At 64.7% G+C, this 15266-nt stretch carries 13 protein-coding genes and 2 tRNA genes; 9 read left to right on the forward strand and 6 right to left on the reverse strand.

Features of this window, described 5'->3' with window-relative positions; all coding sequences use genetic code 11:
- Window position 1 precedes the first annotated feature (1 nt).
- Entirely contained in the window at window positions 2-439 is a 438-nt protein-coding gene (locus tag C454_RS09980) for a CBS domain-containing protein (RefSeq protein ID WP_004975127.1), read from the forward strand.
- A 93-nt stretch (window positions 440-532) separates the two neighbouring features.
- The gene (locus C454_RS09985; RefSeq protein WP_004975128.1) at window positions 533-1042 is read left to right on the forward strand and encodes a DUF2062 domain-containing protein; all 510 of its coding nucleotides are present in this window, start codon (window positions 533-535) and stop codon (window positions 1040-1042) included.
- Between the two features lie 2 nt (window positions 1043-1044).
- Here C454_RS09985 and C454_RS20730 read toward each other — a convergent pair whose 3' ends face one another.
- The 3 genes from C454_RS20730 to C454_RS09995 form a co-directional block, all read right to left on the reverse strand.
- A complete protein-coding gene (locus C454_RS20730) occupies window positions 1045-1194 on the reverse strand; it encodes a hypothetical protein (protein WP_004975129.1) in 150 nt (49 codons plus the stop codon).
- A gap of 284 nt (window positions 1195-1478) precedes the next feature.
- Window positions 1479-1553, reverse strand: a tRNA-Val gene (locus tag C454_RS09990).
- Window positions 1554-1597: 44 nt separating this feature from the next.
- Window positions 1598-1672: transfer RNA gene (locus tag C454_RS09995), tRNA-Val, on the reverse strand.
- A gap of 239 nt (window positions 1673-1911) precedes the next feature.
- Here C454_RS09995 and trpD point away from each other — a divergent pair.
- From trpD to trpG, 4 genes are read left to right on the forward strand one after another with little or no spacing between them, the layout of a single operon-like run.
- Window positions 1912-2907: an anthranilate phosphoribosyltransferase gene (trpD, locus tag C454_RS10000; protein ID WP_049905078.1), complete on the forward strand. Its 996-nt coding sequence runs from the start codon at window positions 1912-1914 to the stop codon at window positions 2905-2907.
- A gap of 1 nt (window position 2908) precedes the next feature.
- Window positions 2909-3574 carry a phosphoribosylanthranilate isomerase gene (trpF, locus tag C454_RS10005; protein ID WP_004975132.1) on the forward strand — a complete coding sequence of 222 codons (666 nt, stop codon included), beginning with the start codon at window positions 2909-2911 and terminating at the stop codon, window positions 3572-3574.
- Window positions 3571-5145: an anthranilate synthase component I gene (gene trpE / locus C454_RS10010; RefSeq protein ID WP_004975137.1), complete on the forward strand. Its 1575-nt coding sequence runs from the start codon at window positions 3571-3573 to the stop codon at window positions 5143-5145. Before trpF ends, trpE begins: the two co-directional genes overlap by 4 nt.
- Window positions 5142-5756, forward strand: coding sequence for an anthranilate synthase component II (gene trpG / locus C454_RS10015; RefSeq protein ID WP_004975138.1), 615 nt, complete (start codon window positions 5142-5144; stop codon window positions 5754-5756). Before trpE ends, trpG begins: the two co-directional genes overlap by 4 nt.
- Window positions 5757-5827: 71 nt before the next feature.
- Here trpG and C454_RS10020 read toward each other — a convergent pair whose 3' ends face one another.
- Window positions 5828-6040 carry a hypothetical protein gene (locus tag C454_RS10020; protein ID WP_004975139.1) on the reverse strand — a complete coding sequence of 71 codons (213 nt, stop codon included), beginning with the start codon at window positions 6038-6040 and terminating at the stop codon, window positions 5828-5830.
- A gap of 535 nt (window positions 6041-6575) precedes the next feature.
- On the opposite strand from C454_RS10020, the gene C454_RS10025 reads away from it, so the two are divergent.
- Window positions 6576-9677: an adenosylcobalamin-dependent ribonucleoside-diphosphate reductase gene (locus C454_RS10025; protein ID WP_004975147.1), complete on the forward strand. Its 3102-nt coding sequence runs from the start codon at window positions 6576-6578 to the stop codon at window positions 9675-9677.
- Window positions 9678-10472: 795 nt separating this feature from the next.
- Here C454_RS10025 and C454_RS10030 read toward each other — a convergent pair.
- Window positions 10473-13217 carry a BGTF surface domain-containing protein gene (locus tag C454_RS10030; RefSeq protein ID WP_049905079.1) on the reverse strand — a complete coding sequence of 915 codons (2745 nt, stop codon included), beginning with the start codon at window positions 13215-13217 and terminating at the stop codon, window positions 10473-10475.
- 782 nt (window positions 13218-13999) lie between these two features.
- Here C454_RS10030 and C454_RS10035 point away from each other — a divergent pair.
- Together C454_RS10035 and C454_RS10040 are read left to right on the forward strand one after the other, a co-directional pair.
- Entirely contained in the window at window positions 14000-14428 is a 429-nt protein-coding gene (locus C454_RS10035; RefSeq protein WP_004975154.1) for a type IV pilin, read from the forward strand.
- Window positions 14429-14902, forward strand: coding sequence for a type IV pilin (locus tag C454_RS10040; RefSeq protein WP_004975157.1), 474 nt, complete (start codon window positions 14429-14431; stop codon window positions 14900-14902).
- 162 nt (window positions 14903-15064) lie between these two features.
- On the opposite strand, the gene C454_RS10045 is transcribed toward C454_RS10040, so the two are convergent.
- Window positions 15065-15253, reverse strand: coding sequence for a hypothetical protein (locus C454_RS10045; protein ID WP_004975161.1), 189 nt, complete (start codon window positions 15251-15253; stop codon window positions 15065-15067).
- Window positions 15254-15266 lie beyond the last annotated feature (13 nt).

Consider the following 15266-nt stretch of genomic DNA (forward strand, 5'->3'; position numbering starts at 1 on the left):
CATGCGCGTCGACGACATCATGACCGAGGAGGTGGCGACCGTCGGACTGGGGTCGAGCGTCGCCGACTGCGCGCGAACCATGCTCCGCGAGGGCGCGGGAAGCGTCGTCGTGATGGCCGACGGCGGCCCCGCGGGCATCGTCACCGAGTCGGACGCGCTCCGCGCCGGCGTGGCGAGCGGCAAGCCCCTCGCCGCGGTCCCGGCCCGCGCGGTCATGTCGAACCCAATCAAGTGGGTTCGACCGGACTCGACCACGCGCGTGGCCGCCGAGAAGATGCGCGACCAACGGGTGAAGAAACTCGTCGTCGTCGACGGCGCGGAGATGGTCGGCATCGTGACCGCGACGGACATCGCCTTCCACCTCTCGGACGTGGCCCGCGGCGTCGGCCAGATGATAGAACTCAAGGACAAGTGGGAGTCGGACCGCCGGTTCCGCTGACCGCCGCCTCGACGCATCGACACGTCGACTGCTACCAGTTGACTGATTCTCGGCGAAGCGTTGATAACGACGTCTCGCTTCTAGTCTCGACGAGTGTACGACCGTCTCGCGTCGATTCGTCCCCGCGTCCGGTCCGGCCTCGAACGAGCGTTCGCGGCGGACCACACCCCTCACGAGGTCGCCGCCAGCTTCGCGTTCGGCGTCTTCTTCGTGGCCATGCCGACCGCAGGGACCGCCCTCGCGCTGTTCGCCCTCATCGCCTACTTCGTCGAGCGGGCGAGCCGACTCGCGCTCGTCGCCACGCTCGTCGTCTTCAACCCGCCCGTCAAGTGGGCGGTCTACGGCGCGAGCTTCTGGCTCGGTTCGCACCTGCTCGGCCCGGTTCCGGGGGCGTCCGTCGCCGACGTGTCGCTCAGCGCCGGTCTCGACATCCTCCTCCGACAGCTCCTCGGCAACACGATTCTCGCCGTCGCTCTCGCCGTCGTCGGCTACGCGGTGACGCTCCAACTGGCGCGCCTGCACCACCGACGACAGCGGTCGGAGACGCCGACGCGCGGCGCGGACGCCCGGAACGACGACGCCCGGTCCGACGTGTCGTCGTGACGCTACCGCTGTGACCGTTCTTCTCTGCCTTCTTCGAACGCCCGGAGCGACTGGATGAGTTTGTAGCCGAGGTAGACGACCGCAAGCGGGATGAGGAGCAACAGCGCCAAGATGACGAGTTCGGGACCGCCGGGGATTTGCAGGAGGGTCATGGGCGGGATTCGCGGGCGGAAGACATAGTGGTTGGGTGGTGCGGGAGACTGTCTGTTCGGTTGGGTGGAGCGAGAGACTGTATCAGGAGACACGCTCGCTTCGCTCGCGTGAACCTCACTCGCAACGCTTCGCGACTCACGGCTTCGCCGTTCGTCTTACTGCGACACTACGTGTCGCACGTTGCTCGCTGGTTCAAATCTGCCCGCGACACGATTGCACGCGACTCGCGGCACCGAGCACACGCTACGCGGTGCTCGGGAGGCAATTCGTCGCGAGAAAGTAGTGGGTTGGGGCAGATTTGAACTGCCGGCCTCCTCCATGTCAAGGAGGTGTCATAACCAGACTAGACCACCAACCCGGTTGTTGCGAACATCGCCGAACGCCGAAACGCGGGAAGAGGAGTGGGTTGGGGCAGATTTGAACTGCCGGCCTCCTCCATGTCAAGGAGGTGTCATAACCAGACTAGACCACCAACCCGGTTACGGTGCTTCCCGCGCCCGTTCGGACGCATCTCTCCGTTGTCCGGGGTTACAATTTAAGCTTTCGAATCGGACTACGTGCGGCGATTCGGGTCACAGCGCGTTCCCACCGTTCGAGGCGGGCGATTCGCTCCGAGCGCCGTCCGTCGGAGCCGGCGATTTTCGCCAGCCCGACACGCTTAAGCCGATGTACTGATTTGTACATCATAACCCGAAGAAGTACATCGGTGATTACCAATGCAGGATTATATCGAACGTGTGACCGGCGGTGCGGACCTGACTGTCGAGGAGGCGCGCGACGCCGCGCGGGCGGTCTTCGAGGACGCGACCGAGGCGCAAATCGGCGCGCTCCTCGCCGCGCTCCGGGCGAAAGGCGAGACCGAGGCCGAAATCGCGGGCTTCGCGCAGGGGATGCGCGACGCCGCGTTGACCATCGAGCCCGACCGCGGCCCGCTCGTCGACACCTGCGGCACCGGCGGCGACGACTACAACACCATCAACGTCTCGACCACGAGCGCGCTCGTCGCGGCCGGCGCGGGCGCGGCGGTGGCCAAGCACGGCAACTACTCCGTCTCTTCGTCTTCTGGGAGCGCCGACGTGCTGGAGGTCGCCGGCGTGAACGTCGAGGCCGAACCCGAGTCCGTCGAGGCGTGCATCGAGGACAACGGCGTCGGCTTCATGCTCGCGCCCGTGTTCCACCCCGCGATGAAGGCCGTCATCGGCCCGCGGAAGGAACTCGGCATGCGGACCATCTTCAACGTCCTCGGCCCGCTGACGAACCCCGCCGGGGCCGACGCGCAGGTCCTCGGCGTCTACGACTCCGACCTCGTCCCCGTCATCGCCGAGTCGCTGTCGCACATGCCCGTCGAGCGCGCCCTCGTCGTCCACGGCTCCGGCATGGACGAAATCGCCCTCCACGACGCGACGACGGTCGCCGAAATCGACGGCGATGAGATTACGGAGTACACGCTCACGCCCGCCGACCTCGGCCTCGAACAGGCCCCCATCGAGGCGGTCGCCGGCGGCACTCCGCAGGAGAACGCCGCCGACCTCGAAGGCATCCTCACCGGCGACGTGACCGGTCCCAAGCGCGACCTCATCCTCGCCAACGCCGGCGCGGCCGTCTACGTCGCCGACCTCGCGGACTCCCTGGAGGAGGGCGTCGAGGTCGCCCGCGACGCCATCGAGTCCGGCGCCGCGAAGGCCAAGCTCGACGCGCTCCGGGAGGCGTGAGATGACCCGCGTCAAAGTGTGCGGCGTCACCGACGAAGCCGACCTCGGAGCGGTCGACGCGGCCGGTGCCGACGCGGTCGGTGCCATCTGCGACGTGCCCGTGGACACGCCCCGCGAGATTCCCCGCGAGCGCGCCCGCGAGCTGTTCGCCGCCACGCCGCCGTTCCTCACGACCGTCCTCGTGACGATGCCCGACTCTATCGACCACGCCCGCGACCTCGCCCGCGAGGTCCAACCCGATGTACTCCAACTCCACGGCGACTTCGCGGCCGACGACCTCGACTCGCTCCGCGCGACGGGCGTCGGCGTCGTCCCCGTCGTCGACGCGACCGACCTCGACCGCGCACGCGCTCTCGCGCCCGTCGTTGACGCTATCCTCGTCGACACGCCCTCCGCGTCCGGCGCGGGCGGCACCGGCGAGACCCACGACTGGGACGCCTCGCGCGAACTCGTCGAGGCGGTCGACGTGCCCGTGGTTCTCGCGGGCGGCCTGACCCCCGACAACGTCGCCGAGGCGGTTCGGACGGTCGAGCCCTACGGCGTCGACGTCGCGAGCGGCGTCGAGGCCTCCGGCGGCGTCAAGGACCACGACGCGGTCCGCGCGTTCGTCGCCGCGGCGAAGGCGGCCCGCGGAGCGTCCGAAGGTCACGAGGAGGTCGTCGCGTGACGACTCCTGACACCGACCGCGACGAGTTCGTCGAGCTCGTCGGCGACGCGGACGAACCGGTCGTGACGCACCTCGTCGCCGACCTCGACGTGTCTGTGGACCCGCTGGCCGCGTACACGACGCTCGCCGACCGCAGCGACTACGGCTTCCTCCTGGAGAGCGCCGAGAAGGTCTCCTCCAGCAACCCGCAGGGCGCGTTCTCCGCGCCCGCGACGGTCGCCGATTCCCACGCGCGCTTCTCGTTCGTCGGCTACGACCCCGAGGCGGTCGTGACGGTCGGCCCCGACGGCGTCGACGTGACCGACCTCGGCGGTCCCGCCGCCGAGTTCGTCGGCGCGGGCGACGGCGACGTACTCGACTCCCTGCGCGGCGCGCTCCCCGACCTCCCGCGCGTCAACTTCCCCGAGACGGACCGCCAGACGCTCACCGGCGGTTTGGTCGGCTTCCTCGCCTACGAGGCCGTCTACGACCTCTGGCTCGACGAGGTCGGCCGCGAGCGCCCCGATACCGACGACCCGGACGCCGAGTTCGTCCTCACCACCCGGACGCTCTCGTTCGACCACCGCGAGGACGCCGTCCGCCTCGTCTGTACCCCCGTCGTCTCGCCCGACGACGACCCCGGCGACGTCTACGACGGCGTCGTCGCCGAGGCCGAACGCGTCGCCGAGAAGCTCCGGGCGGCTGACGACCCCTCACCCGGCGGCTTCGAGCGGACCGGCGAGGAGGCCGGTTCGCGCGAGGACTACGAGGCCGCGGTCAGGAAGACGAAAGAACACGTCCGCGACGGCGACATCTATCAGGGCGTCATCTCGCGCACCCGGAAGCTCCACGGACAGGTCGACCCGGTCGGCCTGTACGCCTCGCTGCGCGAGGTGAACCCCTCGCCGTACATGTACCTGCTCCGGCACGGCGACCGGCGCGTCGTCGGCGCGAGCCCCGAGACGCTCGTCTCGGTCAGGGGCGACCGCGTCGTCGTCAACCCCATCGCGGGGACGTGCCAGCGCGGCTCCGGGCCGGTCGAGGACCGCCGCCTCGCCGGCGAACTCCTCGCGGACGGAAAGGAGCGCGCAGAGCACACGATGCTCGTCGACCTCGGCCGCAACGACGTGCGCCGGGTCTCGACGCCCGGCAGCGTCCGCGTCGAGGACTTCATGAGCATCATCAAGTACAGCCACGTCCAGCACATCGAATCGACCGTCTCGGGGACGCTCGACCCCGACTCGGACGCCTTCGATGCCACGCGCGCGACGTTCCCGGCGGGAACGCTCACCGGCGCGCCGAAGGTCCGGGCGATGGAGATTATCGACGACCTCGAAGACGAGCCCCGCGGCGTCTACGGCGGCGGCGTCGGCTACTACTCGTGGACCGGCGACGCCGACATGGCTATCGTCATCCGGACCGCGACGGTCGAGTCCGACGGCTCGGAAGACACCATCACCGTCCGCGCGGGAGCCGGTATCGTCGCCGACTCCGACCCGACCGCGGAGTACGAGGAGACCGAACAGAAGATGGGCGGGGTGCTCGACGCCGTCCGCCGCATCGAGTACGGGACCGAGGAGGTGTCGCAATGATTCGACTCGTCGTCGTCGACAACTTCGATTCGTTCACGTACAACCTCGTGGAGTACTTCTCCGAGCAGACCGTCGAGGGCGAACCGCTCGACATCGAGGTACGCAAGAACACCGCGTCGCTCGACGAGATTCGCGACCTGAACCCCGACGCCATCGTCATCTCGCCGGGGCCGGGTCATCCGAAGAACGACCGCGACGTGGGCGTGACGAACGACGTGCTCACGGAGCTTTCGACCGAGATTCCGACCCTCGGCGTCTGTCTCGGCCTCGAAGCCGCGGTGTACGCCTACGGCGGGACCATCGGCCACGCGCCGGAGCCGATTCACGGCAAGGCGTTCCCGGTCGACCACGACGGCGAGGGCGTCTTCGCCGGCCTCGAAGACGGTTTCCCGGCCGGCCGCTACCACTCGCTCGTCGCCACCGAGGTTCCCGACTGCTTCGACGTCTCGGCGACGACCGACCACGACGGCGAGGCGCTCGTGATGGGCGTCCGCCACCGCGAGTTCCCCATCGAGTGCGTCCAGTTCCACCCGGAAAGCGTGCTCACGGGGTCGGGACACGGCGTCGTCAGAAACTTCCTCACGGCGGTCGCCGGCTTCGACGTGGCCTGAATCGGATCAGACACGCCGAGGCGCGGTCGCGGTTTTTGCCGTTCTCTTCGCCCGATGGCCGTGCAGCCACCTCAGAGGACGTTGATGCCGAAGAACGAGAGCAGCAGCAGCGCCCCGACGACGATGGCGGCGATGGTGACCAGTCGCCACGCGACTTTGAGGAACAGTCGCCCGACGAGGATGACGACGGCGACGGCCACGAGCACCACGAGCATCTGACCGAGCGGCCCGGAGAGCAGGCCGCCGAGCTGTAACGGTGTGAGCGCGAGGGGAGTCAGTACCATACCCCGATATGACACCCGTAGAGCGGATAAGCTTGTGGGCGGTCTCGTCTCGCGGTTCCGGTGCGATTCCGCCGTCGAAACGACCGATTTCGGCACCCCTGAGCGGTTGGGTGATTTGAACATACGAATTCTGATATTTATCTGAATGTCGACTGTCCGGCCTCCCTTTATATCCTCTCCGGTGATGCGGCACTGTTCACCATGTGACCGATTCAGACGGCTCGTCTCCCCCCTCACGTTCTACTGGATATCACCGTTACGTCTGTCGATTTTCTCCGCCGAGATTTCACTTCCGCTCCGCTCTAACTACGGTTATGTGGCTTCCGTCCGTTCTATGAATCCGTGCACTTCGGACCCGGTCGTCGGCCGCCGACGTAATTGCACTAATTATGATACGTTCGGCGGTCGAACCTCCGAGTTCGAAGCCCTTAACCAACCACGCAACACACACCAATATCGTCACCAATGAGCGGAATTTCCGGACACTATCGACGCGACCTCGCCCGAACGCGGCTCGGGCGGGAGGAACAGTAAGATGAGCGACGCGAACCTCTCGACGGACGAAATCGTGCTTCCGGTCAAGCGGACCGAAGGCGAGACCCTCGAAGAACGGATGACGGGCAACGCCTACAACAATATTCTCCCCGCCCGTTACCTCCGCAAGGACGCCGACGGCGACCTCGTCGAGACGCAGGAGGACCTGTTCCCCCGCGTCGCGAAGAACATCGCGCTCGCCGAGGCCGTCTTCGAGGCCGAACAGCGCGACATCGAAATCACGGTCACTCCCGACCTCATCAAGCCGGACCACCCGCGCCGCGACGAACTCGCCGAGGAGGTCTTCGGCAAGGGCGTCACGGCCGACGACGACGAGGCCGAGACGACGCTTTCGGTCTACAACGTCAACAAGTTCGCCTACGAAACCCTCGTCCCCGAACTTCCGGAGGGCGTCCGCGAGGTCGTCGTCGAGAAGCGCGAGACGTTCGAAGAGATGATGGGACAGCTCTCGTTCATGCCGAACTCGCCGACGCTGATGAACGCCGGCGACGAGCTTCAGCAGCTTTCGGCCTGTTTCGTCGACTCGCCCGGCGACGACATCACGGACATCCACCAGACGGCCAAGGAGGCCGCCGAGGTGTTCCAGTCCGGCGGCGGCATGGGCTACGCCTTCTGGAAGCTCCGCCCCTACGGCGACGCGGTCGGTTCGACCGGCGGCATCGCCTCCGGCCCCATCACGTTCATGCGGACGTTCGACCAGATGTGCGAGACCATCGCGCAGGGCGGCGCGCGCCGCGGCGCGCAGATGGGCGTCATGCGCGTCAGCCACCCCGACGTCATCCAGTTCCTCCACGCGAAGAACAAGGACGTCTCGCTCGCGCACACGCTCCGCCTGAACGACCCCGACGACTTCACCCACACCAAGTTCGTCGACGCGCTCGACGAGGCGCGCGAACTCATCGACGAGGACGGTCGCGTCCCCAAGCACCTCCGTAACGCCGTCGAAGGCCACCTCTCGAACTTCAATATCTCGGTCGGTATCACCGACGGCTTCATGGAGGCGCTGTACAACGACGAGGAGTTCGTCTTCACGAACCCCCGCACCGAAGAGCCGCACGTCGCCACGCCCCAGACGAAGGAAATCTACGACATGTTCGGTCTCGGCGAGCACGTCGAGGTCGGCGAGGTCCTCTCGGTCCCCGCGAAGAAACTCTGGAACCAGATTATCGAGGGCGCGTGGGAGAACGGCGAACCCGGTGTCGTCTACCTCGAGCGCGCAAACAAGCAGCACTCCTTCGACGTCGAGAAACATCCCGACCACCGCATCCTCGCGACCAACCCCTGCGGCGAACAGCCGCTCGAGGAGTACGAGGCGTGTAACCTCGGCCACATCAACCTCTCGACGCTCGTCGCGGAGGACTCGCCCGACTGGCGCGTCTGGTACGACGCCCACGGCGACGAGTACGACTCGCTTGAGGCCGCGACGGACGCCTTCCTGGAAGACGCCGTCGACTGGGAGGAGTTCGACCACCGCATCGACAACGGCACGCGCTTCCTCGAAAACGTCGTCACGATGTCGGACTTCCCGGTCGAGAAGATCGAGGAGAAGGTCCGCGAACTCCGTAAAATCGGGCTCGGCATCATGGGACTCGCCCAGATGTACATCCAGCTCGGCGTCCGCTACGGCTCCGACGAGGGCAACGAAATCGCCCAACAGCTCATGACCCACATCAACCACGGGTCCAAGCGGGCGTCCCACGAACTCGCCGAAGAACGCGGCCCGTTCGAGGCGTGGGAGGACTCGAAGTACGCGAACCCGACCGAGTACCGCGAGTGGTTCGAACACCACACCGGCGAGTCCGCCGACGACTGGGAAGACGGCTACCCCATCCGCAACCACAACACGACGACCATCGCCCCGACGGGTACCACGTCGATGGTGTCGAACACCACCGGCGGCTGTGAGCCCATCTACAACGTCGCCTACTACAAGAACGTCTCCGACGACGTGCAGGGCGACGAGATGCTCGTCGAGTTCGACGACTACTTCCTCCGCGTGCTGGAGGCCAACGACATCGACGTCGAGGCCGTCAAGCGCGAGGCCCAAGAGCAGATGGCCAACAACGAGTTCGACGGCGTCTCCTCGCTGTCGACCGTCCCGGACGCCATCTCCGAGCTGTTCGTCGTGACCTCCGACCTCGCGGGTATCGAGCACGCGGGCGTCCAGTGCGCCCTCCAGAGCGGCGTCGACTCCGCCATCTCGAAGACCTGTAACTTCCCGAACAGCGCGTCGAAGGAGGACATGGACGAGGTCTACCGCTACATCTACGACCACGGCGGCAAGGGCGTCACCGTCTACCGCGACGGCACCCGCTCGAAGCAGGTGCTCACCACGCGCGCGAAGAACACCGAGTTCTCCGACGACGAGGAGGCCGCAGAGGCCATCGTCTCGCAGATTCGCGACGTGTTCGGCGACGTGGAGGCGTTCCTCGAATCCGAGGAGGTCTCGGACCTCATCGGCAGCGAACTCGAACTCGCCTTCGCCGATTCGCCGAGCGACGTCGGCAAGAAGCGCCCCCGTCCGGACGTGCTGTACGGCGTCACCCAGCGCATCGACACCGGCTACGGGAAGCTCTACGTCAACATCAACGAGGACGAACACGGCGAGCCGTTCGAGCTGTTCGCCAACATCGGTAACTCCGGCGGCTTCACCGCGTCCTTCACCGAGGCGCTCGCCAAGACCGTCTCCACGTCGCTCCGCTCGGGCGTCGACCCCGAGGAGATCGCGAACGAACTGAAGGGTATCCGGAGCCCGAAGGTCGCCTGGGACAAAGGCGAGCAGATTAACTCCATCCCGGACGCCATCGGCACCGCGATGCGCCGGTATCTCGACGGCGACATCGACAAGGGTTACCCGCAACAGCAGAACCTGACCGAGGTCGAAGCCGAGGCCGCCGCGGCCGAGGACGCGGACACCGACGGCGGCGTCGCCGTCGACGACGGCCCCGGTGGCAGTTCCGACGCCGTTGCGGACCTGCTCGCGGCGGGCGAGAGCCCCGAGTGTCCCGAGTGCGGCGAGATGGACCTCTACTACTCCGAAGGCTGTAAGACCTGCCAGAACTGCGGCTGGTCCGAGTGCTGAACGCGAGACGGTAACTCCCGCCGTCGCCGTCTCGTCCGTCACTCGATTTCCGCTCTTTTCTTTTGCGCTCCTCGACCCCACGAGTCTGCACTGTCCAGTCTCGTTGGCGTGTTCGACGCGAAGGTGTCGTCGAGGCCGGCGGGAGAGACACGCCAATCGTGGACTCTATCGCTCGCACAGTACCCTCATCTCTCGGGGACAGCCATCGCTCCCTCCGGATGGACCGCCCGTCGACGGCGGGAGAGATGTGGTGAGATAGAGTGAGATAGAGTGCGACTGTGGAGCCCGCGCTCGTATCGCTCCGGTGACCCGACGCTGTTCGAGACGAGATGTATCGACCGACGAGACGAGAGACGCAGTCACTCGACCGTTCCCTCGACTGCGTAGTACGGCACGTCGTGAACTGCGAGCGCGTCGGCCCACGTAGTCGGTCACGACTGCCATCGGTCTCGGCTCACTCACGGCGGTCGACCGGCCGCCACCCGGTGCAATTCGTTCTCCGCACGTCGCCGACGGAACGCGAAGACTGGCCTTCGACGAACCCACAAACCACGCACAGCGACTGGGAAGGACAAGAACCACCTCGGTACGACCGTGCGTCTCGGTTCTGTACGTCGTCTGGTCGTCAAGCGGAGTCGTCGCCACTAGCTTTAGCTTTCTACCTTCGAGGGCTGCACGTCGCGACGTTACTCGCCGTTTGAGTGCGTGACGACTGTCGACGCGAGTGCTGCGGCTGTCGGGTCAGCGTCGAAAGAAAGGAAAAACGCCGGGAAGGGTCCCGGTGGTTAGCTATCGTTAGTTGTCGCGGCGGACCGCGAGGAGCGCAGCGGCGACGAGCGCGACGAGGGCGACAACGACACCGAAGCCGGGCGTCTGGGACGACGTGGTGGTCGTCTCGTCAGCCGTCGTGGTGGCGGCGGTGGTCGTCGTAGCCGCAGTCGTGGTCGTCGTGTCTGCGGTCGTCGTGGTGTCAGCCGTCGTCGTGGTGTCCTCAGCCGTCGTGGTGGAGGTTTCCACGGACTCGACGACGTTGCCGTCGACTTCCTCGTCGGACGCGACGCCACCGTCAGCCGTCACGGTGAACGTGTCGCCGACGCTCTGCTCGGAGAAGTCGAAGCTACCGGAGAACGAGCCGTCTGCCTGGACGTAGACCGTAGCGGTCTTCAGGAAGCGCGGCTGCGTGTCACCGTCGGACTCAACGCGGAGCGTGAGTTCCGTACCGGGCGCGACGTTCGAGGAGCCAGAGATCATCTGGTCCGCAGCGTTCGTCACGTTGACCGGGTCAGCGTCGAACGTGTGTTCGGCTTCGACGTGCTCGTAGGAGTCAGTCTGCGACGAGTTGTCGTCAACGAGCGCAAGGTTGGAGGAAGAGACCTCGTCTTCCTCGATCATCTTGAACTGGACGTTGAACGAGTCGTCGTCGTCGACGTCGACAGCGTTACCGGAGGTCTTCTCAGAGGACTGGAGAACACCGTCGTCGTTCTCGTCGCGGTACGCGTCAATTTCGTCCGAGTCGAACACGACGAAGTACGTGTCGTTGTCGCCGTCTGCGACAACAGAGGCGTTAGCGACGTCGAGGATCTTCGGGTCGCGGTTCGGGTCGGGGTTCGTCTGGTTGATCGTCAGACGGTAGGAGTCGTCGTAACCGTTGCCGGTCGCGAAGAAGTTAGGCGTCTCGTCGTCCTGGGCACCCGTCGTGCCCTCGAGACCGGAGGCCTCGATCTGGACGACAACCTGGTCTTCGAACGCGATCTGGCTGTCTTCAGTGATGTTGCCGTTCTCGAGCGCCTCGGAGACCTCGTCGAGGTCCGTCAGCGACTCGCCGGCCGGAGCGGTCCACGTGCGGACCGCGGAGACGCCGCCTTCCTCGAGGACGAGGGTCGCGACGTTCTCGCTGTCAGAGACTGCGCTGCCCGTGCGGACTTCGAGGTCGTAGTCGCCAGCGTCGATGAGGTTGCTGGTCGCGAGGCCGACTTCGGCCACGCCGTCGTTACCAGACAGGACGTCATCGTCGCCGTCTTCGACGTCGAAGACGCTGCTCGGGTTGTTGTTACCGGTGGCGGTGGACTTCGAGGAGTCCCAGAGGAGGATGACTTCGCCGTCGTCGTTACCGTCTTCGACGGTGACGTTAGCGGCGTAGCCCTGCTCCCAGCTACCGATGGAGACCGTTGCGGTGTCAGTGTTTTCGACGGTCACCGGGATGGAGACAACGTCGCCGCGCTGCTCGGTGATGACGGACTCGCCGAAGTCGGCGGAGCCCTCACCGGCGTCTTCCACGGTGATGGTGTCGGATTCGACGGAGACACCGGAGGCCGTGTCGGTCACTTCGACCGTGTAGTCGCCGGTGTCGAGGTCGAGTTCGCTCGCGTTGAACTCGAAGTCGTATTCACCCTGACCGTTGAGGTTGACAGTCATGCTCCCGTCGTCGACTTCGTCGCCGTCGTCGTCGAGGAGAGCGATCTTGACGTTCTCGCGGTCGGAGTTCGCGTTGACCGTACCTTCGATGAGGTCCTCGTCGGTGACGTTCAGGTCGTCGATGGAGACCTCGAGACCGAGGTCACGGACCTGAATCTTCTCGTCGAGGCCGGTACCGATGGTGATGTTGTAGCGCTGGAGTTCGCGGTTGGACGTGTCGAACGTGTAGACCGCGGAGGTCGAGCCGGTCGAACCGGAGCGGAAGAAGCTCTCGACGTCGTCCTGACTGTCGTCAGATTCGACTTCGACAGCCGTGCCGAGGTTACCGCTCGTCGCTGCAACGGTCTCGCCCTTGTAGGCGTCGGTGACGGAGACAGCGCCGTCGTCCGTGACCGTGACCGTCGCGACGGTGACCGTCGAGTTGTAGTCGTCGTCGAGACCCTCTTCGAGCTCGTTGCCCTCGGTGTCTTCGACACCTTCGAGGTTCACGACGATGTCACCGGTGTAGAGGTCGTTCGTCTGGATGACGAGCTGACCGGGGTTGTTCTGGGTCGGACCAGAGGAGACAACCGCGGAGGTGACCTCTTCGCCGTCCTGGTACACTTCGATGTTGCCAGCGTAGTTGTCAACTTCCTCGTTGAACGAGAGTTCGAGGAGGTCGTTGCTGCCGTCGTTGTAGTGGACGGCGGAGATGAGCTCAGGCTCGTCGTTGTTCGTGACTGTGACCGTGGAGCTCACGTCTTCGGACGTCGTGCCCGTGACGGGAGCGCCGGCGGTCTCAGCCGCGGCCAGCTCGTACTGACCGGGCGTCAGGTCAGAGACGTCGAGGCCACTGACGAGAACGTCCATGGCCGAGCCCGCGGTATAGGAGTCGTTAGTTGCGACCGGTTCGCCAGAGTCGAGTGTACCGTCGTCGTCAAGGTCGATCCAGACGGTGGTGTTGTTGTCACCAGCCGTGGCGTCAACCGTGACGTCGACAGTTGCGCTGCTTCCACTCACCGTCGTGGTGTTGATGGAAGTAGCGGCAGCAGCAGCACTACCCGTAAACGCGATGGACCCGGCGAAAACCGAGAAGACCATCAGCGCAGCGAGGAGTACCGCGCGGATTTGCTTATTTCGTGTCATTGTTGATGGTGTTGCAGTCGGGGACATCGTTTTCGTCGGCCCTCGGACGGAACCAAGCCGGGCAGAACCCGGGCCGAGGCGAGGTACTCACAGATGCCTCCGTGGGCAGGGGTACAGTTTGCTCTGTTGACCGTTCGCGGTAAATACTTTGTGTGATTGAATGGTTTCTGAAACGTTACCAATCGTGTCACACAGGCCTCGAAACCCGATTCTACCCCACAAAGCATATGTACGTCTGTTGAAAATATATCTAGCGCGTGCGCACGCCACCTTGGGTAGGAACGGCGTCCCCGGTTCGCCGGGGGCGTACTCGTTCTCGATAACTATTCGTCGAGCCTTGGCTGTCGAAGCCACTCGACGTCGGCACTTCTCACAGATTTGGATTGTCGACCGCGTCTGCGGACGTACGTCCCTCGCGTGTACTATGGGACTCCACGCGTACGTGCGAAAGACACATTTTTTGGTACGTTTATCGTCACCAGCCGACAGCCATACCGAGTAGTGGAGAAGAACGACCGGGAACGTGTCAGACATTCTTTAAACTGATTCGACGACGGAGTACCATCACCCTCTTAAACGACATATAAACACTATATTAATGCCCGAATTGTTTCGAGAAACCATCCATTAATCTGGCACGTACATTTAAGTTACCCCGGGGATACGAGTCGGTTGGACACACCGCGACGGGTGCCGGGCAGGGATGACGGTTGCGCAGCGATGAACGCGTGCGCACCGGCGTCTTCGGCGAGCGATACCGTCCCGGGTGTCGGACACAACGCATGCAACTCAAACATCTCTTCACGGAAGACCGTGCAGTCAGTCCCGTCATCGGGGTTATCCTGATGGTGGCAATTACAGTCATCCTCGCGGCCGTTATTGGTACCTTCGTCCTCGGTCTCGGCGACCAAGTGAGCGAGACGTCCCCGCAGGCGAGTTTTAGTTTCGATTACGACGGGTCTAGTGCGCTGACGATTACCCACGAGAGCGGTGAGCAGATTCCGGCGAATCAAGTCACTGTGACGGGTGACTTTGACAGCCCTGGTAATGCCTGGACTTCTTACGCAGGTTCTGATCCAATTACTGCTGGTGGCTCAGCAGTTGTAAACAAGAGTGGTGGTTTCAGCGACGGTGATACTGTCCGCGTCGTGTGGACCTCCGAGAGTGGGAGTACGTCGTCCACCCTTCAGAAATGGACCTACAACGGATAGATGAACTTCAAACAACTCCTCGCTGAGGACGACGCGGTATCACCGGTTATCGGTGTTATCCTCATGGTCGCGATTACCGTTATCCTCGCGGCCGTCATCGGCACGTTCGTCCTCGGTCTCGGCGACCAAGTCGGCGACACCGCCCCACAGGCGAGTTTCAGCTTCGACTATCAGGATGGGTCGTCGCTAGATAACCTCACCGTCACCCACGACAGCGGGACGGCAATTGACGCTGAAAACGTCAACCTGACCGCCGATACATCGTTCCAAACGGTTGCATCAGACGGGAGCCTCAGCACGGCCAACACTAGCAAGTCCTTCGCAGACATGGGCGTCTCTGACGACGTGACTGCGGGAACGTCCGTCCAAGTCGGAAACAGCACCTTCGACAGCGCAACGTTCCGCATCGTCTGGACCTCCGAGAGTGGCAGTAACTCCGCCACGCTCCAGAAGTGGTCCGGCCCCGACGCCTAAACGCGACACAACCTTCGCGGCAACGTTTTCTTCGGACCGCCTGACTGCGTAGCGTTGCGGCTGGCACGACCACGGAACGCGTCGCTACCACGGCTGCGGCGAACGAAACGTGCTCTCACGAGAAAAGACGGTTTTAGTCGGTACGACGGGCGAGTGCCGGACTCAGACCGGACGGCCGCCCTCGGACGTGCCGACCAGCCACGTCCCGAGCGTGAGCGCGCCGGCACCGACGGCGAGCGCGTAGGACATCACCTGTGCGGCGTTCGGCAGCATTCCCGGCAGCATCGCGAGCGTCCCGACGATCATCAGCGCCATCCCGATGACGGCTTGCTTCGAACTGAGCAGTCCCATGTCCGTCTCTCCG

Source organism: Haloferax gibbonsii ATCC 33959 (assembly GCF_000336775.1).
In the GTDB taxonomy this organism is placed as follows: Archaea; Halobacteriota; Halobacteria; order Halobacteriales; family Haloferacaceae; genus Haloferax; species Haloferax gibbonsii.

Bases quoted from the DNA above. Each gene is read 5' to 3' on its own strand.
- C454_RS10030 (WP_049905079.1), bottom strand. From the start codon at position 13,217: ATGACACGAAATAAGCAAATCCGCGCGGTACTCCTCGCTGCGCTGATG.
- C454_RS10020 (WP_004975139.1), bottom strand. From the start codon at position 6,040: ATGGTACTGACTCCCCTCGCGCTCACACCGTTACAGCTCGGCGGCCTG.
- trpD (WP_049905078.1), top strand. From the start codon at position 1,912: ATGCAGGATTATATCGAACGTGTGACCGGCGGTGCGGACCTGACTGTC.
- C454_RS10045 (WP_004975161.1), bottom strand. From the start codon at position 15,253: ATGGGACTGCTCAGTTCGAAGCAAGCCGTCATCGGGATGGCGCTGATG.
- C454_RS20730 (WP_004975129.1), bottom strand. From the start codon at position 1,194: ATGACCCTCCTGCAAATCCCCGGCGGTCCCGAACTCGTCATCTTGGCG.
- C454_RS10025 (WP_004975147.1), top strand. From the start codon at position 6,576: ATGAGCGACGCGAACCTCTCGACGGACGAAATCGTGCTTCCGGTCAAG.
- C454_RS09980 (WP_004975127.1), top strand. From the start codon at position 2: ATGCGCGTCGACGACATCATGACCGAGGAGGTGGCGACCGTCGGACTG.
- C454_RS10040 (WP_004975157.1), top strand. From the start codon at position 14,429: ATGAACTTCAAACAACTCCTCGCTGAGGACGACGCGGTATCACCGGTT.
- C454_RS10035 (WP_004975154.1), top strand. From the start codon at position 14,000: ATGCAACTCAAACATCTCTTCACGGAAGACCGTGCAGTCAGTCCCGTC.
- trpF (WP_004975132.1), top strand. From the start codon at position 2,909: ATGACCCGCGTCAAAGTGTGCGGCGTCACCGACGAAGCCGACCTCGGA.
- trpG (WP_004975138.1), top strand. From the start codon at position 5,142: ATGATTCGACTCGTCGTCGTCGACAACTTCGATTCGTTCACGTACAAC.